General features: G+C 68.6%; 21 protein-coding genes and 1 pseudogene. 9 read left to right on the forward strand and 13 right to left on the reverse strand.

Annotation, left to right across the window (positions count from 1 at the left end; all coding sequences use genetic code 11):
* Positions 1-89: 89 nt before the first annotated feature.
* A complete protein-coding gene (locus ABD648_RS13015) occupies positions 90-1,076 on the reverse strand; it encodes a hypothetical protein (RefSeq protein WP_282215378.1) in 987 nt (328 codons plus the stop codon).
* A gap of 520 nt (positions 1,077-1,596) precedes the next feature.
* Here ABD648_RS13015 and dnaB point away from each other — a divergent pair.
* Complete coding sequence (dnaB, locus tag ABD648_RS13020) at positions 1,597-2,970, forward strand: replicative DNA helicase (RefSeq protein ID WP_282215379.1); 1,374 nt, start codon at positions 1,597-1,599, stop codon at positions 2,968-2,970.
* Between the two features lie 40 nt (positions 2,971-3,010).
* On the opposite strand, the gene ABD648_RS13025 is transcribed toward dnaB, so the two are convergent.
* Together ABD648_RS13025 and ABD648_RS13030 are read right to left on the reverse strand one after the other, a co-directional pair.
* Positions 3,011-3,880, reverse strand: coding sequence for an aminoglycoside phosphotransferase family protein (locus ABD648_RS13025; protein ID WP_282215380.1), 870 nt, complete (start codon positions 3,878-3,880; stop codon positions 3,011-3,013).
* Between the two features lie 24 nt (positions 3,881-3,904).
* Positions 3,905-5,371 carry an amino acid permease gene (locus ABD648_RS13030; protein WP_282215381.1) on the reverse strand — a complete coding sequence of 489 codons (1,467 nt, stop codon included), beginning with the start codon at positions 5,369-5,371 and terminating at the stop codon, positions 3,905-3,907.
* A 237-nt stretch (positions 5,372-5,608) separates the two neighbouring features.
* On the opposite strand from ABD648_RS13030, the gene ABD648_RS13035 reads away from it, so the two are divergent.
* The gene (locus ABD648_RS13035; RefSeq protein WP_282215382.1) at positions 5,609-8,050 is read left to right on the forward strand and encodes an ATP-grasp domain-containing protein; all 2,442 of its coding nucleotides are present in this window, start codon (positions 5,609-5,611) and stop codon (positions 8,048-8,050) included.
* A gap of 8 nt (positions 8,051-8,058) precedes the next feature.
* On the opposite strand, the gene ABD648_RS13040 is transcribed toward ABD648_RS13035, so the two are convergent.
* Entirely contained in the window at positions 8,059-8,832 is a 774-nt protein-coding gene (locus ABD648_RS13040; RefSeq protein WP_282215383.1) for a CPBP family intramembrane glutamic endopeptidase, read from the reverse strand.
* Positions 8,833-8,919: 87 nt separating this feature from the next.
* On the opposite strand from ABD648_RS13040, the gene ABD648_RS13045 reads away from it, so the two are divergent.
* Positions 8,920-9,546 carry a TetR/AcrR family transcriptional regulator gene (locus ABD648_RS13045; protein ID WP_282215384.1) on the forward strand — a complete coding sequence of 209 codons (627 nt, stop codon included), beginning with the start codon at positions 8,920-8,922 and terminating at the stop codon, positions 9,544-9,546.
* Positions 9,547-9,572: 26 nt separating this feature from the next.
* Here ABD648_RS13045 and ABD648_RS13050 read toward each other — a convergent pair whose 3' ends face one another.
* Positions 9,573-10,781 carry an alpha/beta hydrolase family protein gene (locus ABD648_RS13050; protein ID WP_282215385.1) on the reverse strand — a complete coding sequence of 403 codons (1,209 nt, stop codon included), beginning with the start codon at positions 10,779-10,781 and terminating at the stop codon, positions 9,573-9,575.
* Between the two features lie 145 nt (positions 10,782-10,926).
* On the opposite strand from ABD648_RS13050, the gene ABD648_RS13055 reads away from it, so the two are divergent.
* Positions 10,927-12,657, forward strand: a complete 1,731-nt coding sequence (locus ABD648_RS13055) for a hypothetical protein (RefSeq protein WP_282215386.1) — start codon at positions 10,927-10,929, stop codon at positions 12,655-12,657.
* 48 nt (positions 12,658-12,705) lie between these two features.
* Here the strand turns inward: ABD648_RS13055 and ABD648_RS13060 are convergent, their stop codons facing one another.
* Entirely contained in the window at positions 12,706-13,356 is a 651-nt protein-coding gene (locus tag ABD648_RS13060) for a response regulator transcription factor (protein WP_282215387.1), read from the reverse strand.
* Positions 13,347-15,098 carry a sensor histidine kinase gene (locus ABD648_RS13065; RefSeq protein WP_282215388.1) on the reverse strand — a complete coding sequence of 584 codons (1,752 nt, stop codon included), beginning with the start codon at positions 15,096-15,098 and terminating at the stop codon, positions 13,347-13,349. Before ABD648_RS13065 ends, ABD648_RS13060 begins: the two co-directional genes overlap by 10 nt.
* A 275-nt stretch (positions 15,099-15,373) precedes the next feature.
* Here ABD648_RS13065 and ABD648_RS13070 point away from each other — a divergent pair, with 275 nt between their 5' ends.
* Entirely contained in the window at positions 15,374-16,465 is a 1,092-nt protein-coding gene (locus ABD648_RS13070) for a serine hydrolase domain-containing protein (RefSeq protein WP_282215389.1), read from the forward strand.
* A complete protein-coding gene (gene dacB / locus ABD648_RS13075) occupies positions 16,462-18,042 on the forward strand; it encodes a D-alanyl-D-alanine carboxypeptidase/D-alanyl-D-alanine endopeptidase (RefSeq protein ID WP_282215390.1) in 1,581 nt (526 codons plus the stop codon). The genes ABD648_RS13070 and dacB overlap by 4 nt, the downstream gene beginning before the upstream one ends.
* A gap of 28 nt (positions 18,043-18,070) precedes the next feature.
* Here the strand turns inward: dacB and ABD648_RS13080 are convergent, their stop codons facing one another.
* Positions 18,071-18,766 (reverse strand): polyamine aminopropyltransferase, encoded by a 696-nt coding sequence (locus ABD648_RS13080; protein ID WP_282215391.1) that lies wholly within the window; start codon positions 18,764-18,766, stop codon positions 18,071-18,073.
* A gap of 128 nt (positions 18,767-18,894) precedes the next feature.
* On the opposite strand from ABD648_RS13080, the gene ABD648_RS13085 reads away from it, so the two are divergent.
* Positions 18,895-19,194, forward strand: a complete 300-nt coding sequence (locus tag ABD648_RS13085; protein ID WP_116633418.1) for a DUF1330 domain-containing protein — start codon at positions 18,895-18,897, stop codon at positions 19,192-19,194.
* Between the two features lie 2 nt (positions 19,195-19,196).
* On the opposite strand, the gene ABD648_RS13090 is transcribed toward ABD648_RS13085, so the two are convergent.
* Positions 19,197-19,790: a TetR/AcrR family transcriptional regulator gene (locus ABD648_RS13090; RefSeq protein WP_282215392.1), complete on the reverse strand. Its 594-nt coding sequence runs from the start codon at positions 19,788-19,790 to the stop codon at positions 19,197-19,199.
* Between the two features lie 32 nt (positions 19,791-19,822).
* Here ABD648_RS13090 and ABD648_RS13095 point away from each other — a divergent pair.
* Positions 19,823-20,686, forward strand: a pseudogene (locus tag ABD648_RS13095) (DMT family transporter); the annotation flags it as partial.
* 51 nt (positions 20,687-20,737) lie between these two features.
* Here the strand turns inward: ABD648_RS13095 and ABD648_RS13100 are convergent.
* From ABD648_RS13100 to ABD648_RS13115, 4 genes are all read right to left on the reverse strand, one after another.
* Positions 20,738-21,628 (reverse strand): PhzF family phenazine biosynthesis protein, encoded by an 891-nt coding sequence (locus ABD648_RS13100; protein WP_282215393.1) that lies wholly within the window; start codon positions 21,626-21,628, stop codon positions 20,738-20,740.
* Positions 21,629-21,759: 131 nt separating this feature from the next.
* On the reverse strand, positions 21,760-22,104 hold the full coding sequence (locus tag ABD648_RS13105; RefSeq protein ID WP_282215394.1) for an L-rhamnose mutarotase: 345 nt from the start codon (positions 22,102-22,104) through the stop codon (positions 21,760-21,762).
* 89 nt (positions 22,105-22,193) lie between these two features.
* Complete coding sequence (locus ABD648_RS13110) at positions 22,194-22,883, reverse strand: GOLPH3/VPS74 family protein (protein WP_282215395.1); 690 nt, start codon at positions 22,881-22,883, stop codon at positions 22,194-22,196.
* Positions 22,873-23,640: a MerR family transcriptional regulator gene (locus ABD648_RS13115; RefSeq protein ID WP_282215396.1), complete on the reverse strand. Its 768-nt coding sequence runs from the start codon at positions 23,638-23,640 to the stop codon at positions 22,873-22,875. The genes ABD648_RS13110 and ABD648_RS13115 overlap by 11 nt, the downstream gene beginning before the upstream one ends.
* 128 nt (positions 23,641-23,768) lie before the next feature.
* Between ABD648_RS13115 and ABD648_RS13120 the strand changes: the two genes are divergently transcribed.
* Positions 23,769-24,374: a small multidrug efflux protein gene (locus ABD648_RS13120; RefSeq protein WP_282215397.1), complete on the forward strand. Its 606-nt coding sequence runs from the start codon at positions 23,769-23,771 to the stop codon at positions 24,372-24,374.

Here is a 24,374-nt window from a genome sequence, read left to right on the forward strand (position 1 = left end):
CTGGACTGGGGGAGTCTGATGGGTGCGGGCGAAGTGCGCGCGCAGCACAGCATCTGCCGTCCTCGGGGTGAGGGCGGCGCGACCGTCAGTCAGTCAGGAGAGACGTCGGTGGCGAAGACCGGCGACGTCGGCAGGGCGTCGTCCGATGCACCGGCAGCCCGCTCCCAGGCACGGAGCGGAAACGCACCGACGTCGCTGACGCGAGCGTGGGCGCTGTGAGAACCTCCGCCGGAACCGGCGAAGGAAGAAGGCGTGCCAGGACCCCCTGGCGGGGCGCCGGAGGACGGCCCGGAGGGCGCGTCCGACGCCCCGCGCTCGCTCACAGTGCCCCTGGGGATGGTAGCGGGGACTACGGGCGAAGCGGAGGCGAGCGCGGGGGTCGTGGCCTGGAGGAAGAGTGCGGATGCCGTCGCCGAGGCGAGCTGCGCAGCAGAACTCGTGCCGGGTGTGCCGGGCACGAGCGGCACCGATGCTGTCGGGTCGAGAGGTTCCAGGATCGGCGGCAGCGTCTCCCCGCCCACCTCGCCGATCACGCCGGTCGCGCCGTCGACCACTCCGATGACGTCGCGGACCAGGTCGGCGGCGCCGAGTTCGTCGACGAGATCTCCGAGGATCGGGAGACCGGTGACGGCATCGAGGATCGGGTCGGTGACGTGTGCGACGGGGGAGTGCGTGAGAGCGTCGGTCACCGGTGCGACCACGCCCTCGGCGGTCTGCGATACCGCCTCGACGATCGGAGCGGCGACGGCTCCGACGATCGGCACCTGCGTGACGGCGGTGGCGACAGTGTCGACCACGACGGGCGCCTCTTGCTGCACGGGCGCGATCACGGCCGTGACGGCCGGGGCGACCACCTGCGTCACGACGGGTGCGACGACGTCGGAGACGACCGGTGTCGTGACGGCGGAGACCGTCTCGCTCACGATCGAGGTGAGCCCGTCGAGGGGTCCGTCCGACTCGTCGGCGTGCGCGGAGCCTCCGCCGGCGACGACCGTCAGTGTCGCCCAGGCGAGCGCGACGAGACCGCCCCATTTGACGGCGGTGGGGATGCCGCGTCGGGTGGCCCGAACGTTCACGTCAACCTCCCCCTCTGAAGGCAACGCACCATCGGCACGAACGTGCTCGATGGGCTGACGATACTCGCGCTTACAGCCGTTGTCCAGGGCTATTTCGCGCAGGTCCGGAAGCTCATCGCGCGATGACGCGCCCGGCAGAATCTCGGCTTGACTTTCCCCAGGTTCTGCACATGTCGTCCCATGACGGGAAAACCTTCAATCACGCATTGAACCCGGTTCCCATCCACAGGCTGGGGAATCGAGAAAGCCCAGGTCAGCGCGATTAAGAAAACCAATATGAAAGACCGTCCACCGGGTTATCCACAACCGTTCTACACAGACACTCCGGCTTTGTCCGCAAACTCTCCACAGAGTTATCCACAGGCTGTGTTGCACCCGATTCACGCCGCTCGTAGCGTGGTCGAGCGACCGAATGTCGGGGGCTCCTGATTCGCTGTGCACAGCGGCCGGAACGGCCGGACGGACACGGCTCCGCCCCTCGGGGCGGCGCATTCGGAAACGTCGCATCGAAGGGAAAAGCGTGTCGATCGCGGACATCTCAGAGGAGCGCCTGGGAGGGCAGCGCCCGCCCGAGCGCACGCCTCCCCATGACCTCCTCGCCGAGCAGAGCGCGCTGGGCGGCATGCTGCTGTCGAAAGACGCCGTCGCCGACGTGATCGAGACCCTCAAGGGCGCCGACTTCTACATCCCGAAGCACGAGTTGATCTTCGAGGCGATCCTGTCGCTGTACTCGCACGGCGAGCCGACTGATGTGGTCGCGGTCACCGACGAGCTCATCAAGACCGGCGAGCTCGGCAGGGCCGGCGGCGCCGACTACCTGCACACCCTCACCTCGATCGTCCCGACCGCAGCGAACGCCGGGTACTACGCGGGCATCGTCAACGAACGAGCCATCCTTCGTCGCCTGGTCGATGCGGGCACGCGCATCGTGCAGCTCGGATATGCCGGCGAGGGCGACGCGACCGACATCGTCAACAACGCCCAGGCCGAGATCTACTCGGTCACCGGCACCGAGACGGCCGAGGACTACGTGCCGTTGACCACGGCCGTCGACGCGGCGATCGAGGAGATCGAGGCCGCGAACGGCCGCGACGGCTCGATGACCGGCATCCCGACCGGGTTCAAGGAGCTCGACGAGCTCACCAACGGCCTCCACGGTGGCCAGATGATCGTCGTCGCGGCCCGACCCGCGATGGGCAAGTCGACGCTCGCCCTCGACTTCGCCCGCGCGGCATCCATCGGTCATGACTTCCCGTCGATCTTCTTCTCGCTCGAGATGGGCAAGAGCGAGATCGCGATGCGTCTGCTCAGCGCCGAGGGCGGGATCCCGCTGCAGAACATGCGCAAGGGAACGCTCGACCCGCGCGACTGGACCACCGTCGCCGCGACCCGAGGTCGCATCAACGACGCGCCCCTCTACATCGACGACAGCCCCAACATGACGCTCGTCGAGATCCGTGCCAAGTGCCGTCGACTCAAGCAGCGCGAGGGTCTGCGCATGGTCATCATCGACTATCTGCAGCTCATGACGTCGGGCAAGCGCGTCGAGTCGCGTCAGCAGGAGGTCTCCGAGTTCTCGCGAAGCCTCAAGCTCATCGCCAAGGAGCTGCAGGTCCCCGTCATCGCCCTGTCGCAACTGAACCGTGGTCCCGAGCAGCGGCAGGACAAGAAGCCCGCGATCAGTGACCTGCGTGAGTCCGGCTCGATCGAGCAGGATGCCGACATGGTCATCCTGCTCCACCGCGATTCCGTCTACGACAAGGACGTGCGTCCGGGCGAGGCAGACCTCATCGTCGCCAAGCACCGTAACGGCCCGACCGCCACGATCACGGTCGCGTTCCAGGGTCACTACTCGCGCTTCAAGGACATGGCCCCGGGCGGCGACTTCAACTGAGTCGTAGGTTCCGGGTCAACACGACAGAGTCGGCGGCGACCTAGGGCGCCGCGGAGAGAACTTCGGCCAGCACTCGCTGCTGAGTTCTCCCGGGATCCGGGCTGGACTGGTCCGACATGGTCACAAGCGCTTTCCAGAGGGCCCATCCTCGCGCGCGTTGCCAGGTCGCATCATCGAGGCCTATCGACTCGCGAAACGCTGCGCGCGCCTCGCCATCGAAGTAGGTCCACGCGATGACGAGATCACATGCGGGATCGCCGCTCCCGCATGTGCCGAGATCGATGACTGCCGAGAGTCGCCCTTCCTCGGTGAGGAGGTTGCCGGTGGCGACGTCTCCGTGAAACCAGACAGGCTCGGACTCCCAGGCAGACGTCGTCGCGGCGAGCCAGATCTCTCGGCACCGCTCCGCATCGACGTCGTCTCCCAGGCGTTCGAGGGCGATCTGCACCTGATCGCTGTACACGCTCGGGTGACAGCCGCGGTAGAAGGAGTGTCGTCCTGCTGCGGTGCCCGCCCCTGTCGGGAGGGATCTCAGTGCGCGCAGCACGGATCCCAGATCGACGGCAAAAGAGACCCGGTCGATCAGCGAATTCTCGTCCAGCGTGTCACCGGGCAGCCATCGACGCACGGACCACGGAAGCGGGTAGTCCTGGCTCGGCGCTCCAACTGCCACGACACCGGGGACGAGAACCGGGAGCTTCCCGTCGAGGAACTCGAGCGCGCGCTTCTCCTTCTCGACAGCCGCGGCATAGGCCTCGCCACTGGGCAGCCGCACGGAAAGGTCATCTCCCAGGCGAAACGTCCGGTTGTCCCACCCCTGTTGCGGAACCGCGCGAATGCGCAGTGTGCTCCAGTGCGGAAACTGCTCCGATATGAGCTGGGCCACCAGGGCCTCGTCGATATCGATCATCTTTCCTCCCCGCTTCAGCACGCCCTATTCGCTGCCCGGTGCCTTCGCTGCCGGCTTCTCCGCGTGTCGTGGACTGTTCGGGTTCATCAGGGAGTGCCTGCGGCCGTAGACGAAGTAGATGATGAGGCCGATGATGAGCCAGCCGCCGAAGCGGAGCCAGGTCTCCCAGTGCAGCTGGAGCATCAGGAAGCCGGAGGCGAGCATGCCGAAGGCGGGAACCAGCGGCATGAGCGGGAGCCGGAAGGTGCGGGGAGCATCCGGGCGCTTGTATCGGAAGATGATGACCGACAAGCAGACCACGACGAACGCGGCCAGGATGCCGATGTTGGTGAGGTCCGCGACGGCCTTGATCGGGAACACGCCCGCGAGGAGTGCCGAGGCGACGCCGGCGATCCAGGTGACGCGCTGTGGGGTGCCATTTCGGTCGGTCTTGGCGAACCACCCCGGGAGGAGCCCATCGCGACTCATCGAGAACCACACGCGGGTGACGCCGAGGAGGAAGGTGAGCATCACGGTGAGGATGGACAGGACGGCGAAGACGGAGATGATGGTGGCGATCACGGGCAGCCCGACGCTCGTGAACGCGGACGCGAACCCGGCCGTGGGGTCGATCTCCTTCCAGTTCTGCATGCCCGTCAGCACGAGCGTGGCGGCGACGTAGAGCAGCATCGCGATGATCAGCGAGAGGATGATGGCCTTCGGCATGTGCTTCTTGCCGTCCTTCGCCTCCTCAGCGGCGGTGCTCATGGCGTCGTAGCCGAACACGGCGAAGAACACGGTCGCGGCGCCGGCGAGCACGGGACCGAAGCCGCTGGGCATGAACGGGTTGTAGTTGTTCGCATCGATGTAGAAGACGCCCAGGCCGATGATGAACAGGATCAGGAGCACTTTGATCGCGACTGCGACGAGCTCGAAGCGCCCGAAGGCCTTGGTTCCGCGGGCGAGGATCCACGTCACGAGCAGGCAGACAGCGATGGCGGGAATGTTGACGATTCCGCCCTTGCCCTCGTCGGCCGTGGAGGTCATCCACGTCGGCATGTGGATGCCCACCCCGGAAAGGAAGGCGTCGAAGTAGCCGGAGATGCCGATGGCGACGACGGCAACGATGGCGATGTATTCGAGCAGCAAGTCCCACCCGATGAACCAGCCGATGACCTCGCCAAGGGCGACGTAGCCGTACGTGTATGCGGACCCTGCCCTGGGGATCATGCCGGCGAACTCGGCATAGGAGAGAGCGGCAGCCGCCGACGCGAGCCCGGCGATCAGGAAGGAGATGAGCACGGCGGGTCCCGCTCCCGGGGTTCCTTGGCTCCCTGCCGCCACCAACCCGGCGAGGGAGAAGATGCCGACGCCGATGATGCCGCCGACGCCGATCGCCGTGAGCTGCCACAGACCCAGCGACTTGAAGAGCCCGCTGTTCTTACTCTCGGCCTCCATGTCGTCGATGGGCTTGCGCCGCATGATCGACTGGGATGGATCTTTTGCACTCATCAGATGCTCCTCAGTTGGTGCCGCGACCATCACTGCCCTGTGACGGTCAGCCCAGTATGTACCTGGAGACGCCCCGCGAAAGGTGACTGATCCTGAACGCTACTGTTTAGGCTCACGGCAGCGCGATGCCGGTGTACTCAGCGAGCGGGATCCCCGCGAGGCTCGGGGCTGAGGCGTCGTAGAGTCGTCTGACGGCAGCAGGGCGGGAGGGACCGAGAGGGAGCGAATGTGCACGGCGTGGTTCTCGCGGGCGTGATCCGGTCGCGCACGGTGGTGCTCACCGGCGCCCGTGCCCCGGCGACTCTCGACCTCGCACGGCGGTTCGCCGAGGCCGACTGGCGTGTGATCGTCGCCGACAGCGAACCCAACCTGACGGCGAATTCGCGGGCAGTGCAGCGCGCCTATCGGGTGCCGTCTGCGCGGTTCCGTCCGGTCGAGTTCGCGCGGGCGATCGCCGGTATCGCGCGACGCCACCGGGCCGATCTCATCGTCCCCACCTGCGAGGAGACTTACTGGCTCAGCGCCGTGCTCACGGCGGATGATGTCGCGGAACCGCCAGGACAGACGATTGACGATCGCTGCGTGAAGAGCGATCTCGCCCTGCTCCGCGCCCGGCTGTTCGCCTCGGAGTCGGATCTGCTCGCGCGCCTGCATCACAAGGGACGATTCGTCGCACTGCTCGACGAACTCGGCTTGCCGCACCCGCGCACGGAGGTCGTCTCGTCGGCGATCGAGTGGCGACGCCGACGCCTGGCCCGCGCCGGGTGGCTTTCGGGGGCGAGGGTCGTGAAGCCGGCGCTGTCGCGCTTCGGCAGCCGCACCATGATGGTGCCCGCGGGGGAGCCGCTTCCCGACGTGGGTCGGATCACGGCTGATCAGCCCTGGATCATCCAGGAGCGGGTGGCCGGTCGGGAGCTGTGCACCTACGCGGTCGCGGTCGCAGGACGGCTCACGGCTTTCGTCCTCTACGCGCCCGTCTGGCGAGCCGGTCGTGGAGCCGGGGTGGCGTTCGAACGCATCGAGGAGAGCGACCGGGTCCATGTCGCCGCACGATCTCTGGCCGCGAGCCTCGCGGCCGGCCTGAGCTTCTCCGGTCAGTTCGGCCTCGATCTGATGGAGACCGACTCGGGGCTCACCATCCTCGAATGCAATCCTCGAGCGACCAGCGGCATCCACCTCTTCGCTCCTGGCGATCGGCTCGCCGATGCGTTCGCGCCGGCTCTCTCCGCCGACACCGACGGCTCGGGCGAGGCCCTCGAGCTCGTCACGGCATCCCGCACGGTGGTGCGCCTCGGAGTGCCGCATCTCCTGTACGGGCCCGGGGGCATGCGGTCGGTGAGTGACGCCGGTCGCTTCGTTCGTCAGTTGCGGGCGCCTGATGTGCTCCGGGAACCCGGCGACCGCGTGGCGTTGGGGACACTCGCGCGATCCGTTCTGGTGCAGCTTCGCACCGCGGGGGCCGCTCGCGTGTCGACTCTCGCCGCCTCCACGCATGACATCGAGTGGAACGGGGAGCCGGTCCGGTTGCCCTCCCGAGCGGTACAGCACGGCGGGGCCGATGCGTTCGCGGCCGCCGTCACCCGTGCGGGCGGTACCCGCGACGTCGCATCCAACGTCGACGTCACCCTCTCGGTCGTGGCGGTCGGCGGCGAGCGACTGCCGTTGACCACGCCCTCATCCCGCACTCCGCGCCCGGGCGTGCAGAGTGAAGAGACCGATCCGCAGAGCTACGTCGTGTCCCCAGTGACGCACTACCTGCACTATGCCCGCGAGGAGGTGGGGGAGCTGCGTTCCCGGGTGGCCCGCCTCGCGGCTGAGGGTCTGCTGCACGTCCTCGGGATGGCGTTCGCCGTGTCGCATATCGACGATGTCGCGTTCGTGGGCAACTCCCTGATCTCCACCAATCTGCATCCGCAGCTCGACGAGGCGGAGGTGGCCGGGCTCACCGAAGCGCTGCAGCGGTCGCATCCGCATCTCGCCATCGGCTGGCGCAGCGTGCACGGGCGCGGCAACCTGCTGCCCGAGACGTTGCGCCGGTGCGGCTATCGGCTCATTCCCGCGCGCAGCGTCCTGTTCACCGAGACGCGCGGCACCGGATGGGCGCGGGTGCGCGACACCGTGCGCGATCGCGCCGTGTACGAAGGCTCGGCCTATCGGGCGCGGCCCGCACCGCTCGACCCCGTCACCGGCATGTCGCCCCTCGTCATGCGCGAGCGGATCGCCCAGCTATACACGCAGCTGTACGTCGACAAGTACTCGCGGCTCAACCCTCGCTACACCGCCGCGTTCATCGGCGTCGCGCAGCAGAGCGGGCTCCTGGAGTTCGTCCTGCTCGAACACGAGGGTGACGCTCGCATCGACGGCGTCTTCGGGTTCCGCGTGGCGAACGGCTTCCTCGCCGCTCCTGTTCTCGGCTACGACACGCGGCTCCCGCAGGAGCTCGGCCTCTATCGGATGCTCAGCTATCTCGTGGCCCGCACCGCCAACGAGAACGGGGTCCAGCTGCACAACTCGAGCGGGGTGGCCGCGTTCAAGCGCAACCGAGGGGCCGAGCCGGAATTCGAGTACACCGCGGTGTACACGCACCACCTTCCGTGGCGGCACCGAGCAGGATGGCGTCTACTGGAGACGGTGGTGCGGGCGGTCGCCGTCCCGATGGTGCGTCGCGAAGGGCTCTGACGGCGAGGTCAGGCGGACTTCGCACCCGCGGGGTTCAGCCGCTTGCGCGCGAGGACCGCGATGAGGAGCACGACCGCGAGGGCGACTCCGGCGATGTTCGCCAGGGGTGACGGTGAGTCGGGGTTCACCTGGGTGCTGATGACGGAGAAGTCCCAGAGCCCATGGGCGGCCATCGCGATCACCAGAGCACCGGTACTGCGGAGGACGAGGTAGAACACGAACCCCGTGGCGGTGGTGGCGACGACCTGGACCAGCGCCTGCGGGCCGGCGACGAAGATGTTCGTGCCGTGCGCGAGCCCGAAGATCACGGTGGTCCACAGCCCGACCTTGAACTCGCTGAATCCGCCGTCGCGGAAGGCGGAGACTCCGATGCCGCGGAACACGAGCTCTTCGCCGAAGCCGACCATCATGGTCGAGATGAACAGCAGCAGCGCGAAGACGATGCCCTTCTCGCCGAGGCCGCTGTAGTTGGTGATGATCAGCGCGCAGACGAGCACGATCGCGGGCACGACGAGGGTCCAGCGTCGGAACCGTCTGCCTTCCACGAAGATCTCCTGCCATCGGCCCAGGTACCCCGTGATTCCGATCGCGAAGAGGATGCCGAGTCCGACGGGGATGACGTACGACCTGATCAGGTAGTCCACCGACGTGGGCTGCGCGTACCCGACGTCCTGACCGGCGGTGAGGAAGATGCCCGTCGCCTGGACGATGGCGATGTAGACCGCCACGATGACGAGGTAATGCCACACGCGCAGCCGGCGCGGTGAGGTGGAGGTGTTCATGGCGGTGGACCCGTTTCTCTATAGTCATGAAGTGTCTACTGTCACTTCATGACAGAGCGTAGCTCATCCACGGCGTATAGTCACTATGTGACAGAAACTCGGGTGCCCATCGATCTGCGCCGCCGTCCGGATGCACGCCTGCAGGTGTCTCGTCTGGCCGCGGAACTCTTCTGGCGAGACGGGGTTTCGGCCACGCGCGGGGACGACATCGCCGCAGCGGCGGGGATCGCGACGCGCACCCTGTGGCGATACTTCCGCTCCAAGGAGGCGTGCGTCGAGCCGGTCCTGGCGGAGTCCGGGCGCCGGTTCATGTCAGTCCTCGCCGCCTGGCCCCTCGATGTGAGCATCGAGGACTTCCTGGAGGCGGCTCGCATCCCGGGGCCGGTGACGTACACCGAGGACGACCTGCACGCGTCGCGGATGATCCGGCTCGGGTTCGACGAACCCGCCCTCCGCAGCGCGTGGTTGATGGTGTGCGATGACGCCGAGCGCCAGTGCGCGCGGATCTTCGGAGAACGGCTCGGGCAGGACGCGATGAGCCGGGAGGTTCAGCAGATCGCGGCGTCGGTGTCCGGCGCGGTTCGCGTGCTGAACGACTCGCTCAGCGTCGACTTCGTCGACCGAGGTATCAAGCCCGACGGTCAGGACGTGCTGGATGCGCTTGCGCGAGCGGTCAGGGATGGGAGCAACGGCCGCGTCGGTCCCGCGCTCTGAGCACAGCGCGTGCAGCCGCCCGTCGATCACCGCGCGAGCGTGTCGTCCAGCCAGTCCAGCACGCGGCGATTGAGCAACGAGCGGTTTCGCATCGAGCAGTGCCCGCCGGCTCCTTCCGCGGCGGTGAGCTCGAGCACCGTGGCGTCATGCAGCGCCGCCGCGAAGGCCGGGACGGCCGCGGCGATCGGGTCGCCCTCGGCCTGCGTCAACAGAACCGGGCAGCGGATGGCGTCGACATCGTCGATGCGGTACTCGGCGCTCTTCGCGAGGAAGCTGCGCAGATCGCTCACCCCGTTGACCCAGAATCCTCGTTGGATGATCGACCAGCGCAGCTTCCGGTTGCTCTCGATGACGCCCATCAGCCGGTCGAGCACGCTGTCGTCGAGGGTCAGGAGGTTCGCCGCCTCGTCTTCGGTCGCGCCGAGCTGGCGCGCGAATCCCGCGAGACCGGCCCCGAGGTCCCACTGACCCGGATCCGCGATGCACGCGGCGATCCGCGAGTCGCCCGAGGCCGCGCGCGGTGCCAGGTAGCCGCCGAGGCTCCAGCCGCTGACCACGATGCGGTCGGGGTCGACGAGGGGCGACGTGAGAGCGTGATCGATCACGGCTGACACGACCACTTCCCAGTCCGGTCGCATCGGCACGCCCTGCTCGAAGAGCACGGCGCCCTGCCCTGGGCCGTCGAACAGGAGGCAGTGGTACCCCCGCTGCAGTGCGGCGACCGCCGAGGCGAAATAGGAGTCCGTCACCGTCGCGTCGTAGCCGTTCACGAGGATGAGGAGCGGACGCACCTCGTCCTCGTGGCCGACTGCGGGAATCAGATAGACGGGAATCCGCGCGTCTCCCAGCGCCACGGACGCCGGCTGGACGCCGCGAAGAGCCAACCCCGCATCGAAGGCCGAGATCTGCCGGCGGAACCCCTCGAGCAGCCGCGGGTCGACGGGGTCGCCGAACAGCGGGTGATAGGCGCTGGCGTAGAAAGCGCTCGCCCGCAGGTAGAGGTCGGATGCGCTCTGCCGCCCCCGCGCCGCCGCGGCATCCGCCTCCGACCGCAGGCGATCGCCCGCGCTGACCCACGCGTCGAAGAACGCGCCGTCGTCCCCGTCCCCGACGGCGGCGGCGACGGCGGCGACCTCCCCGTGATCGCCTCCACCGGAGGGCGTGTAGCCCCACATCCATGTGCCGAACTCCTCATGGAACGGATCGCTGAACAGGGCTCCCGGTGACGCGCTCATGCCTGAACGCTAGACGCGGCGCGCGTGCGTGTCACCGCAGCGGAGGACATTGGCGACCTGGGTCCCCACGGGTGCGCACGAGCACGTCGTGCTGGGGACTCAGGTCTCTCGCGAACGGTCCGGGTCTGCTCCTAGCGTCGGGTTCATGACTGAAACCTCGATCGCCGTCCGACGCCGTCTGAGCCGTGTCGTGGCCGCTGCGATCGGACTCGGCTTCGCCGCCACGAGCATCCTCGTGGCCTCTCCGGCGCTCGCCGCCGTCGACGGCGACCTCGCCACCACCACCACCGTGGAGATCGCCGGCGACCTCCAGCTGCAGTCGATCCGCTACGAGTTCCAGGAGGATGGCATGCCGGCCGCCCCCGGGCCCAACGTCGAACCGGGCCCCTCCAGCACGACCTCATCGGCGACGTGGTCTCTCGGCACGACGGCGGGCTCCCTGCACTCGCAGATGGTGGCCCGGATCGTCGACTTCGACCGGACGACGGACTACTGGATCAAGGCGTTCGCCTATGTGCAGGAAAGCAGCCTGATCTACGGCAGCGACTGCCAGATCTTCCACGGCGACCCCGCCGCCGCGGGTGCGGAACCGCTGGCCGAGGAGAACTCCCCGTACCAGTGCTGGTCGCATGGACACAGCAACACCTCGGGCGAGCATCCTCGGCGGCTGTTCACCGAGACCTTCACGATCACCTCGCTGAACTGGGCGACGGCGCGCGGCGCCATCATGCCGCAGGGCACCCTGAAGCTCGGCGACGGACACCTCGAGTCCCCGAGCACCCGCTTCATCGTCGATGGCCGCTGGTACCCGAGCGACCCGGCCGAGCAGGGGCCGTACGTCACCATCGAGTCGGGTGCGACCTTGAACTTCGCGGCCTTCCGCCGCAACGGAGAATCGGATGCCAACGCGGAGGGCCTGTTCTCCTACCGGATCTACGACGGCGGCGTGCCCACCCGGTTCTGGGTGTCGGGCATGGCCTCGAACTGGCGCGGGGTCGAGTTCAACTGGGATTACGACTGCAAGATCTACGACGGCGACCCGCTCGCCGGAGCCCTCCCCGTCAGCGCATCGCCGTACAGCTGCGACATGTCGACGACCAAGATCGACGGCAACGCCGACTACCGGGTCGACTTCACGGTGAGCGTCGGCGCGATCGAGACCCTCGGTCCGCTTCAGGCCCGCGACCTGATCGCCGTCGGCTGCGGGGACCCGACCGACGCGTGCTACTTCGTGCCGACGGCGGACGACGCCGTCGTCGAGCCCGGCAAGGTGCTCGGCGCCCCCTACGCGAACACCGGATCGGAGGAGGCCGACTACTCGTTCTACTACGCCACCAACCGCTCGGTGACGCACACGTTCGACCTGACGGTCTCCGCCGAGGTCAACGTGTTCGACGTCTTCAAGGCGTCGATCAAGGCGGCGTACGGATATGAGAACACGAACGAGACCGACAAGAAGTGGGTGGCGACCATGAAGGTCCCGGCCCACGAGGAGGGCTGGTTCGAGTTCGCGCCCGCCTACCGGAAGATCTCCGGCGACTTCCTCTTCGAGGTGGATGGCACCTGGTATCGCGTCACCGGCGGCAGCTACACCGTTCCGGATGATCGGCTGACGGGGCAGCTGTCGTCCTTCACGCGACCCGTCGTGTCGTCTCCGGGCGGGGGTGGAGTGGGTGCGGAGCCTCCGACGACGACCGCACCGCTCAACCCGGCGCTGGCCGGATCGGCCGGCAGGGGCGGAAGCGGGAAGCTCGCAGCGACAGGTGCCGACGTCGACGTGGCGGCGATCTGGGTGGCGATCGCGGCCGTACTGGCCGGTGCCGGGCTGCTCAGCACGAGGTTCGTGCGACGCCGCTCTGCCCGACGTTCGCTCTGACCACCGCCGAGGCGGGGCCCCGAGGTGCGGGCCCCGCTGCGGCGACGGTCAATCCCGGTTCAGGAACAGGATGACCGCGTGCACGCGCCGATGCGTGTCGGCATCGGGAGGAAGGCCCAACGCGCTGTAGATGCGCGACACATGCTGCACGACGGCCTTCTCGGTGAGGAAGAGCGTGGCGGCGATGCTGGCGTTGCTGCGCCCTTCGGCCACGAGCGCCAGCACTTCCTGCTGGCGAGCCGTGAGGCTTCCCACCGCGCCCTCGGAATGACGAGCGCGTCCGACCATGACCGCGATGACGTCCGGATCCAGCGCGGTGCCGCCGCCCGCGACGCGCTCCAGATCGGCCAGGAACGTGTCGACATCGGCGATCCGCTGTTTGAGCAGGTAGCCGACGCGATCCGTCCCCCGCTCGAGGAGGTCCTTCGCATAGCGGCGCTGGACATGCTGCGAGAGCACGACCACGGCGGTGCCTGTGTGGTCGCGCCGGATGCGGAGCGCCGCGGCGAGCCCCTCGTCCGTATGGGTCGGCGGCATCCGGATGTCGGTGACCACGAGGTCGGGTCGATGATGCGCGACGGCGGCGAGCATCTCGTCGGCGTCGCCGACGGCGGCGACCACCTCGTGTCCGCCCGCCTCCAGGACCAGCTCGAGCCCTCGTCGGATCAGTGCCTCGTCTTCGGCGATGACTACTCGCACGGCACCTCCGTCCACACCGTCGTTCCCCGACCGGGCGCGCTCGAGATGGAGATGGTTCCGCCGATGGCCTCCACACGGTCCGCCAGTCCGCGAAGGCCGGTGCCGGCATCCATCGATGCGCCGCCGCGCCCGTCGTCCTCCACACCGAGCCGCAGTCGTCCGTCTTCGAGGACGAGTCGCACGCGCACACTCGAGGCGCGAGCGTGCTTGACCACGTTCGCGAGGGCCTCGGCGAGCACGAAGTAGATCGTGGCCTCGGCGAGATCACCGAGGCCGGCGTCGCTGACATTCGATTCGAACGTGGTCGAGATCGGCATGCGATCGGCGAGATCCTCGGCAGCGGCGCTCAGGCCGCGCTCGACGAGGGCAGCCGGCACGAGATCGCGCACGAGCGTGCGCACCTCGGTCGCAGCGGCGTCGATGTCGACGCGCAGTCGGGTCGCGCGCTCCGCCACGGTCGGAGCGGGAGCGGAGGCGATCTGCTGGGCCTCGAGCGCCAGCAGGACGAGCTGAACCTGGAGCCCGTCGTGCAGATCGCGCGCGATGCGGCGGCGTTCGAGGTCGGCGGCCTGGACGATGCGCTCCCGCGAACGCAGGAGGGCCCGGCGACTCGCCCGCAGATCGACCGTGAGTCGCTCGCGCTCGACCGCGATCGCCACGATCCGTCCCGCGGTGTGCACGAGCTCGGGATCGGTGAGCAGTGCCGCGTCGTACTCGATCGCGCCGATCGCGCGCCCCTCCAGCGTGATCTCCTGCCAGCCGCGCCGAGGATCCGTGCGGGTCCCATCGGGCGCGGCCCTGCCTTCGGCATCGAGGAGCATCCCCCGATCCTCCGCCCAGAAGTACAGCCGCAGCGACGGGTCGCCGAGCGTGCGGGCGAGCGCGACCACGAGGGGCTGCCTCGACGTGTCGGCGGCGCCGAGCCATGTCCCGAGCTCCTCCAGCTCCCCGGTGCGCGCGAACCCGCCGCGCAGCAGCCCCAGCGTGAACGCGATCGGGATGCCGGCGACCGCCGCGAACTGCAGCAACCCTCGGACGGCCGGTTCGACATGGAACAGCCTGTCGAGAGCAATCGCGATGAGAGGCAGGAACAGCACGGTGATGATGCCGTAGGAGAACAGCGGGATCAGCACACGGCGGTGCACGGCATCCGCTCGGCGAAGCCGGCCCCAGAGCACCGCGGCCACGACGAGCATGATCCCCGTCGCCACGACCGTCTGGACCGTTCCCATGATCGCGACGAGACCCGGAGCGTCGGCGATCGCGAACGGCGGGTACGAGCCCGCAGGGTCCAGCAGGTACTCCGGCATCTGCAGGACGAGCGACGTGGTGTAGAGCGCGATCACGAGCGCGCGCGAGAGGCGGTCGGGAAGCCGTCCGGTCGGGAAGGCGAGCAGCAGGTGCACGGTCGCAGGAAGTGCCAGCGTCGCTCCGATCGCGCCGATGGCGAGGAGCACCGGAACCTCCGTGTTCGCGATGCCACCGATCAGGACCATGAACCCCGCGACGACGATGAGGGGTCCCATCCCGTTGCTCGGTCGGCGCAGCCAGGCGATCAGACCGGCGACGACGTAGATGCCGAAGATGATCGGCAGCACAGCCAGCAGCAGACCGGCCGGTCCGTCGAGCGGCATCAGACCGATCACCGTGATCATCAGCAGCGCCGAGAACAGCGCCACGATGAGCAGCGCATGGTTGAGTGACCGCGCAAGCGCCGGTTGCACGCGGGGGATTTCGGACATCGGGGCCTTTCCGACGGGCGACGTCTCCCATTGTGGCGCGTCGTCCTCGCGCCGTGGGCCGTCCGGGACCGATAGGCGACCTATGTCCATAGCGGAAGCCGCCCGTTTCTGGGATCGTCGAGGTGAGCGGTGCGTCATGCCTCATGAGGGAACCGAGCGGGAGGAACGTCGTGAACCGACACGGAGATCGAGCGCCGCGAGGTCGGCGCCTTCTGCTCGTCGCTGCCGCGCTCGCCGGCGTCGTCGGAGCTGCCGGATGTGCCAGCCCCGCGCCCGTGGAGCCTGAACCTTCGGCGTCGTCGGCGGTCGTTCGACCGGATGCTCCCACGGGCGAGCTTTCCGAGCAGCTGCAGTCGCAGCTGCAGACGTCGCTCGAGGAGACGATGACGGAGTTCGGCGTACCCGGAGCGGCCATGGGCGTCTGGATCCCGGACGAGGGCAGTTGGACGACCGCGTCCGGCCTGGCGGACATCGAGACCGGCGAGCCCGTCGACCTCGACATGATGTGGCCGATGCGCAGCGTCACGAAGTCGTACACGGTCACGCTCCTGCTGCAGCTGGTCGACGAAGGCGAAGTGAGCCTGGACGACACCATCGGGCAGTATGTCGACGGGGTCACCGACGGCGACGTCATCACCCTCCGGCAACTCGCGGAGATGTCCAGCGGAAACGCGGACTACACCAACGACGACTTCCTCGCCGCCTTCACCGAGGATCCCGATGCGATCTTCACCCTCGACCAGCTGAACGGCTTCATGCTCGGCAAGCCGGCGCAGTTCGACCCCGGCACCGAGAAGGTCTACACGAACGCCAACACCAACCTGCTCGGTGCCGTCATCGAGGAGGTGACCGGTCAGGAGTTCGCCGATGTGATCGACGAGCGCATCCTCCAGCCGCTCGGGCAGACCGGTACACGGTACATCGTCGATGCGGCGACCTGGACGGAGCCCCACCCCGTGGGTTACGCCCCGGGCGAGGGAGGCCTCGCGCCGCAACCCTCGAACCTCTCGATCTTCGGCCCAGCCGGTTCCATGATCACGACACTCGACGACGCCCGTGTGTGGGGCCAGACGCTTGCGACGGGAGCCCTGCTGGAGCCCGCGACGCAGACGGAGCGCCAGGAGGGGGCGCCCTTGGATGCCGGACCGCCCTACGACATCTACGCGCTCGGCATGGGCGAGACGGACGGATGGTGGGGGCACAACGGCGAGGGGCTCGGTTTCACGGCCGCCGTGTTCCACGACCCCGAGTCGGGCGCGACCGTCGCGGTGTTCATGAACGAGTCGAACGTCCCGGATGACGTGCACCCGGCCGACCAGATGTTCCGCCGCGCGGTGGAGATCCTCACGACAGGAGCAGTTCTATGACCGGTAGCGTCCTCCGCATCGGCGCCGCCGCCCTCGCACTGGCTCTCGTCGCGGCGACCGCGGCCGCCTGCACGGCGGATGCCCCTGACCTGACCTCCGACGGATCGGTTCCCGGTCTCCCGGACGAGGCGTGGAAGGTCATGAACGAGCCGCAGTACGCCAACGCCCGCTGGATGATCTCGGTGTCCGACCTCGACACGGGCGAGGTGCTCATCGACCTCGACGGCGACAAGATGGCGGAGCCGGCGTCGTTCGTGAAGAGCTACAGCGTCGGTGCCGCCTGGCTGAACTGGGGACCAGACCACCAGATCGTGACGCCGGTCAAACACACCGGCGACGTCGTAGGGACGACGCTGCAGGGCGATCTCGTCCTCGTGGGCAAAGGCGACATCACGTTGGGCGGGCGGACGAAGGACGACGGCTCCGTCGACTACACGAACCTCGACCACAACGACGCGAATCCTCTGCCGGGCGCGACGCTCACGACCGAGGACCCGCTGGCAGGCATCGACGACCTCGCGCGTCAGGTCAAGGCGTCGGGAATCGACACCGTGGCCGGCGACGTCGTCGTCGACGACCGCCTCTTCCAGGGCGAGCTGGCCGGAGAATCGATCACGCCCATCGTCGTGAACCAGAATCTGATCGATGTCCTGGTGACCCCGGGTGAGGCGGGTCAGCCGGCGACGGTGGAGATGACCCCCGCCGTCGCGCCGTGGCGCATCGTCGGCCAGGTCGACACCGTGGCGGCCGGGGCCGACGCGTCGATCTCCGACCCGGAGTCCGCGCAGCACGGCGAGATCACGATCGGCGGCACGATCGCCGCCGACAGCGAACCGGTGCTGAAGGTGTTCGCGCTGGAGGATCCCGCCACCTTCGCGCGCACCGCATTCATCGAGGCGCTCGGCAGGGCCGGCGTGACGGTGAGCAGCGACCCGGTCGCCGTGAACTCGACGGCGAAGCTGGCGGACACGGAGAGCGTGGACGCGCTGCCCTCGGTCGCCGAGTTGGCATCGCTGCCGCTCGCCGAGCAGGCCACGTACATCATGAAGATCAGCTACAACCGCGGTGCGCAGACCTACGTCTGCCTTCTGGCCGTCGAGGCCGGCAAGGATGACTGCAGCACGGGGATGGAGGAGGTCGGCCGGATCTGGTCGGAGGCCGGGCTCGACATCGAGGGGGCGGCACTAGTGGACGGCTCCGGCCTCAACGGGAACTTCGTCACGCCGGAGAACGCCGTCGCTCTGCAGACGATCATGGCCGAGCGATCCGACGCCGACCGCTGGAAGGCGACCATGCCGATCCTCGGGGTCGACGGCTCGCTCGCAGAGGTGCAGCCGGACAGCCCTGCCGCAGGCCACGTCTTCGCCAAGACGGGAACACTGGTCGGCGGCGACGAGCTCAACGACCGCTTCCGGCTGAACACCAAGGCGCTCGGCGGTGTCATGGAGACCGAGAGCGGCCGGAACCTGGCGTTCATCATCATCATGAACCAGGGGTTCGCGTCCGAGATCGACGGGGTCTTCCAGGCGAACGACGACGTGGGCGAGGTCGCCGCCAGCATCCAGCAGCACTACTGAGTCCGCGGCGCCTCCGGGCGGGCGGTCGTCAGCGCTTGACGCCGACGTAGACCGTGTTCGACGAGACCCCGCCGGTGAGGCGGTTGTCGAAGTCCACGACGTGCGCGCGACTGTCGTCGAAGACCGCACCGAGCGTCTGCAGGAACTCGTCGTCGGGCGGATCGTCGGACCACAGTGCGAAGACGCCACGGTCGGCGAGGTGCCGCGCGAGAGCGGTGAGTCCCGCCTCGGTGTACAGGTCGGCGTGGCTCGGGTCGAGCGTGTGCCGGGGCGAGTGGTCGACGTCGAGAAGGATCGCGTCGTGGCGCCGGCCGGGTGCCCCGCGCATGACGGCGAAGAAGTCGTCGTGGGTCAGCGTCGTCCGGGAGTCGTCCACGAGCTTCGCCGACACCGGCAGCAGCTTCCGCTCGTGCCACCCGATCACCGCGGGGAGCGCGTCGATCACCTCGAGTCGCGCCACGCGCGCATCGCCGAGCGCGGTCACCGCCGTGTAGCCGAGGCCCAGCCCGCCGACGAGCACGTTCAGGCGGTCACCCGTCGCGGCGGCGAGCCCCAGGGTCGCGAGCTCTTCCTCGGCGACGGTGAAGAGGCTCGACATCAGGTACTCGTCCTCGAGCCTGACCTCGTAGATCATCTCGCCCGTCGCCGGGTCCGCGCGACGGCGGAGCATGAGCTCGCCCATCCGCGTCTTCTGCCAGTCCAGCTCTTCATACCGTGCGATCATCGCGGAGCCTCTCCTCGGCAGACGTCCCACCCTACGCGCCCGGTCGCTCCGTGGTCCTCGCTCTGGCCGGATTTCCCCACTTCGACCGATCCGGCCCCGCGCCGTGGAGCCGGTGGCAGACTGAGCGGATGCCGGTCTACTGGGTCAACACCTTCACGAGCATCCGTGATCCGGAGCGTCTCCGTCTGTACGTCGATCTCGCCGGTCCGGCGATGCTCGCCGGGGGAGGGCGTTTCATCGCGCGCGGGGAACCGCTCGCCGTGCTCGAGGGCGAGTCGGCGCTGCGCACGACCATCATCGAGTTCCCCGACCTCGAAGCCGCCGTCGCGGCGTATCACTCGGACGCCTATCAGCAGGCGCTGCGCACCCTCGGAGACGCGGCGACGAGGGAGATCCGGGTGATCGACGCGGCGCCACCGGCCGAGTAGCGCTATCCGACCTGCTCGAGCAGCGACTTCGCCACCCGTCGGGCCGCGGGGAACGGGTTCGGGAAGGTCTCCATCCCGACGGTGACGATGGCGCCCTCGTAGAGCAGCATCAGCGCTTCTGCCATCGCTCGAGCATCCGGCACCCCCGCCTCTGTGCAGAGGTCTTCGAAGACGTCGAGCAGCCACACCTTCTGGCGCGCCACCTCGGGGAAGACCGGGTGCCCGTCGTGCCCGTCGCCGATCTCGGCGCGGGCGTTGATGGCGCTGCACCCCTTCGAGCTGTTGTCGTCCGACCAGGACTCGGCGGCGTCGAAGATGGTCAGGATCCGCTCCACGCCGGGCTCGGGGGAGCGCTCGAGACTCGCCGCCACGTGGTCGCGCCATCGCGCGTCACGGTGCTGGAGATACGCGACGACCAGCGTCTCCTTCGAGCCGAACCGGTCGTAGAGGGTCTTCTTCGTGACGCCGGCGGCCTCCGCGATCGTGTCGACCCCGACCGCGTGGATGCCGCGTTCGTAGAAGAGGTGCGAGGCGGCATCGAGCACCCGGCGGGCTCCGGGAGTGAGGGGGGCGAGCTCGGGGATCGACTGCTTCATGCGCTGAGTATACCAACCTGTATAGTCGAGGGATGAGTAAACAGATCGGTATAGTCTCTGCCTTCCTCACGGTCGCAGCGGCCACGGCGTTCGTGGTCACCTGGAGCTCCGGGTTTCTCATCGCGGCGATCGCGACCGTCGACGCCGCGCCGGTGACGCTGCTCGTCTGGCGGTTCGTGCCGCTGGCGGGCGTCCTGCTGATCGTCGCCTTCGCCACCGGGGCCTTCCGCGGCATCACGGTGTCCGACCTCCGCTGGCAGGGGGCCGTCGGCCTGTTCGCGCAGTTCGGCTACTGCACGGCGACCTATGCCGCTCTCGCCGCCGGCATCGCGACGGGAACGGTCGCCCTGATCGACGCCGTGCAGCCGCTCGTGATCGCCCTGCTCGTCGGCCCTCTCCTCGGCCTGCGCGTGCGCGGGGTCCAGTGGATCGGCCTGATCCTCGGGGCGGTCGGCGTCGTGTTCGTCGTGCAGTCGCAGCTCGGCCAGTCCGACGCGCATCCGCTCGTGTACCTCCTCCTCGCCGTCGCGATGGCGTGCCTGATCGCCGGCACGATCATCCAACGTCGGCGCGACCCGAGGACCGCGGTGCTCCCGACCCTGGCGATCCACGCCGCGGTGTCGGCGGTCGCGCTCGTGGTGCTCGCCGCCGCGACGGGCACCCTCCTGCCGCCCGCGTCGGCATCCTTCTGGGTGGCGACCGCGCTCGCCGCGGCGTTCCCGACGCTCGCGGCGTACGGGCTCTACTGGTGGTTGCTGCGCAGGGTCGGCATCACGGCTCTCAACGCCCTGCTCTTCCTCATCGCCCCGTTCACGGCGGTGGCCGGAGCCGTCCTCCTCGGAGAGACGCTGACCGTCGTGACGCTGCTCGGTTTCCTGCTCTGCGGCCTGGGCGTCGGGATGGTGCTCGCTTCGGAGGCCCGCGCAGGCCGAGCGCGGAGGCCACGGTCAGAGGTGGAGAACGCCCTCGCCCACGATGATCCCCGTTCCGGAGATCGTCACCACGGCATCGTCGACCTGCAGCCCGATGCGGCTCGGGCGGCCGAGCGCCGTTCCCTGCTCCACCGTGATCGGGGCGCCCTCGCGTGCGAGTCCGTCGCGCACGAGGAGTGCGGCGAGCGGACCCGCGGCCGTGCCGGTCGCGGGATCCTCGACGATCCCGACCGTCGGATTGAAGAACCGCGCGTACGCGTCGATCCCTGAACCCGGCTCGACGGCGGTCGTGTAGAGGTAGCAGCCTTCGGCGCCGACGTCGGCCAGGAACTCGCGCAAGCCCGCGGTGTCGGGCTGGGCCGTGTCGACGGCATCCGGGTTCCGCGCGGGAACGAGCAGATGCTCGGCACCCGTGGAGACGACCTGCGCCGCGCGATCGTCGCCGAGGTCGGTCGCATCGAGCCCGAGGACCGCGGCGAGGGCGCCCCGTCGCTCGCCGGCGACCGCCGTCAGGAACCGCGGCTCCGACTGCTGCATCGTGACGACCGCTCGGCCCGCGCGATCGAGGGTGGCGGTGACCGGGAGCAGCTCCTCGCCGATCTGCTGCACGTACTGCCCGCCGTCCTCGTCGAGTCGACCGGATGCCGCCAGCCACAGCCACGCGCCCATCGCGTTGTGCCCCGCACCGAGCACTTCGAAGCCGCCGGGGGTGAAGGACCGCAGGCGATGATCCGCGCCGGGCAGCGTCGGACGCACGAGGAAGGTCGTCTCCGACTGGTTGAACTCGCGAGCGATGGCCTGCATCGTCTCGGTCGTCAGCGCGTCGGCATCCGGGACGAGCGCGAGCGGGTTTCCCGCGAGGGGAGCGGTGGCGAACACGTCGACCCAGAAGAAGGGCACATTCATCGACAGTTCCTCCTGGATCATCGGGTGAGTGCTCCCATGCTAGGAAGCCCGACACCGCGCGTCTATGCGTCGTGACGTGCGCGGTCCCGCCGGCGTCATCATCGGGCTCGTGGAAGAGCGCGGCTGATCGGTCAGGCGCCGGATGCCGTCAGCTGGTCGTGCAGGTTGAACACCTCGACGAGCGGCGTGGCGGCATGGTCGGCGCGTCCCACGAGCCCGACGAAGAACTCCGCCATCGCCGCCTCCCACCTCGCCGCGACAGGAGAGGCGGCAAGGTAGGTACGGGCGGCCTCGTCGTCGTCGGTCTCGTAATAGCCGAAGAGCCGACCGCCTTCGCCCAGGAAGAGCGAGTAGTTGCGGCGGCCGGAAGCCGCGATCTCGGCGAGCATCTCGGGCCAGACCGGCGTGTGGCGGGCGACGTACTCGTCGACCATTGCCGGGGCGATCTGCAGCTGAAAGGCGATTCGTTCGGTCATGTCCTGTCCTTTGCGCGTCGCTCGTGCTGATCGAGGCGGAATGAATCGATTCATCGTAGCCGCTCGGATCGCCGCTCCGCGCATGGCACTCATGTTCGAGGCAGTACTGCGGCGGCGATCACCGCATTGACGATGATCGCGTTCATCGTGCGGGTCACGGCGGAGGAGGCGGCGGACGCGCCCCAGTCACCACGCTCGAACTCCTTGCCCCGTGTGTAGACGTCGCCACTCCACGGAATCTCCTTGTGGAACTGCGGAAGCGTGCCGCTCGCGGAGAGGAGCGCGATGCTCGCACCAGTGCGCGCATCGGGGGTCTCGCCGTCGACCAGTGCGGCACGTACCCGCTTCATCAGGGTCGCTCGTCGCTCGCTTCCGAGGGTGAGCTTCGTCGATGGGAAGATGCCGAGCGTCTTGCCCTTCGCTCGATTCAGGTCGCGGCGGGCGACCAGGCGATCCAGAACAGGACCACGCAGCTCCGGGCCGATCGCGGCGAGTGCCGTCTGCACGTCCCGGGGCTTCGGCGACAGGTACGCCCATGCCGGGTCGAGCAGCGCATCCGGCAGGGGCCCCTCGCCGGTCGCCGCGACGCGCGTCGAGCCGCGGTGCTCCTGCGCCTCGGTCCGTCCGGCGAGAGCGAGGTCGGCGAGAACGGCACCCCCGAGCACGTAGAAGAGGATGTTCTCTCCGGCGATCGATCCGGAGTCGGGCTGGAAGAGCAGAAGCAGCGTGTCCTCGACCAGTAGGGGGTCCTCCGACATGCGTGCCAGGTCATCCGTCATGGGGTTCTCCTTCGTCGTTCGCGGCGGCATCCGCAGCCAGGATCTCTCTGGCCAGCGCGCTCGCGCGGCCGAGCACATTCAACTGCGCCTCGTTGTAGAGCTCGGTGTACGTCTCGACGAACGTCTCCTGCGTCACGCGCTCACTCTTCGACAGGTGCTCGGCGGGCTGCAGCAGCCAAGGGAAGTCGGACAGGTGCTGGGCGAGCTGCGGTGCCAGCGCCTCGGCGAGACGCTGGCGGACGGCGTCGTCGGCATCGGGTGGGAGAGCGTCGAACTCGGCGCTCGCATCGTCGGGCTCGGCCTGGACCATCTGCCGGAGGTCGGTCATCGCCGACTCGTCGTAGAGCTGCTCGTAGATGAGCATGAGCGACCGATCCGCGTCGGACATGGTCGCCGCGACGCCCTCGAATCCGGCCGGAACATCTGTTGCGGTCGCGCCCTCCAGGATGGCCCGGATCTCGGCACGCGCCCGCTGCAGGCGCTCGATACTCGCGGCGAGGTCGGCGTCGATCGCGAGCAGCGCCGGCGCAGCATTCGCACCGTTCGAGACACCGACCGCCTCGATCTGCGCGAGCGGAACGCCGAGATCACGGAGCCGTCGGATCTGCAGCAGGCGCACGAGGTGCCGTGCACGGTACTGCTTGTACCCGTTCGACATGCGCTCCGGCTGCTCGAGCAGGCCTGAGCGGTGATAGTGCCGGACCGTGTTGACGGTCGTCCCGGCGAGATCAGCGAGCTCGCGCGTGCTCCATGCCATCTGCTCTCCACACCTCTCGTCAGGTCTGCGTCCATTCAAGACCCTGTTCCCGGAACAGGGTCAAGGTCGGCGTGGCGAATCGGCCCGTGCTTGACCCTGTGGTGAGAACACGGTCTTGACTGCATGTCATGGACAATCCCTACCCGTGGCTGCAGGACTTCATCAACCAGGTTCCCGAGTTTCTCCAACCGCTCATGGTCGCGCTCGTCGCAGCGATCCCGTACATCGAGGGGGAGGGCGCGGCCGCGTTCGGCATCATCGCCGGCATCAACCCGATCGTCGCGGCCATCGCCGCCGCGGCCGGGAACATCCTGTGCGTGATCGCGGTGGTGCTCCTCGGCTCGCGCATCCGCGGCGGCGTCGTCGCCCGTCGTACCGCGCGGGCGAAGTCGAGTTCGGCAGCAGGGACCGTTGCCACGTCGCAGGGCGCCCTCGCGACGTCGGCCGCGACCGCGGTCGCTGAGAAGGATGCCGACGCGGAGGCTGCCGACGCGCAACCGAACCGCCGATCGAAGGGGCGGGCGAAGCTGCGCGGCTGGCTGGTGCGTTTCGGCGTGCCGGGCGCGAGCATCCTCGCGCCGATCGCCCTGCCCACCATGCTGACGGCCGCGTTCTTCGTCGCGTCGGGCGTCCGCAAGGAATGGGTCATCCTCTGGCAGGTCGTCGCGATCGTCCTGTGGACCGGAGCCGTCGCGGCGGCAGCCACCGGCGTGCTCGCGCTGCTCGGCTGGTGA

The sequence above is a fragment of the Microbacterium luteolum genome (assembly GCF_039533965.1).
GTDB lineage: Bacteria > Actinomycetota > Actinomycetes > Actinomycetales > Microbacteriaceae > Microbacterium > Microbacterium luteolum.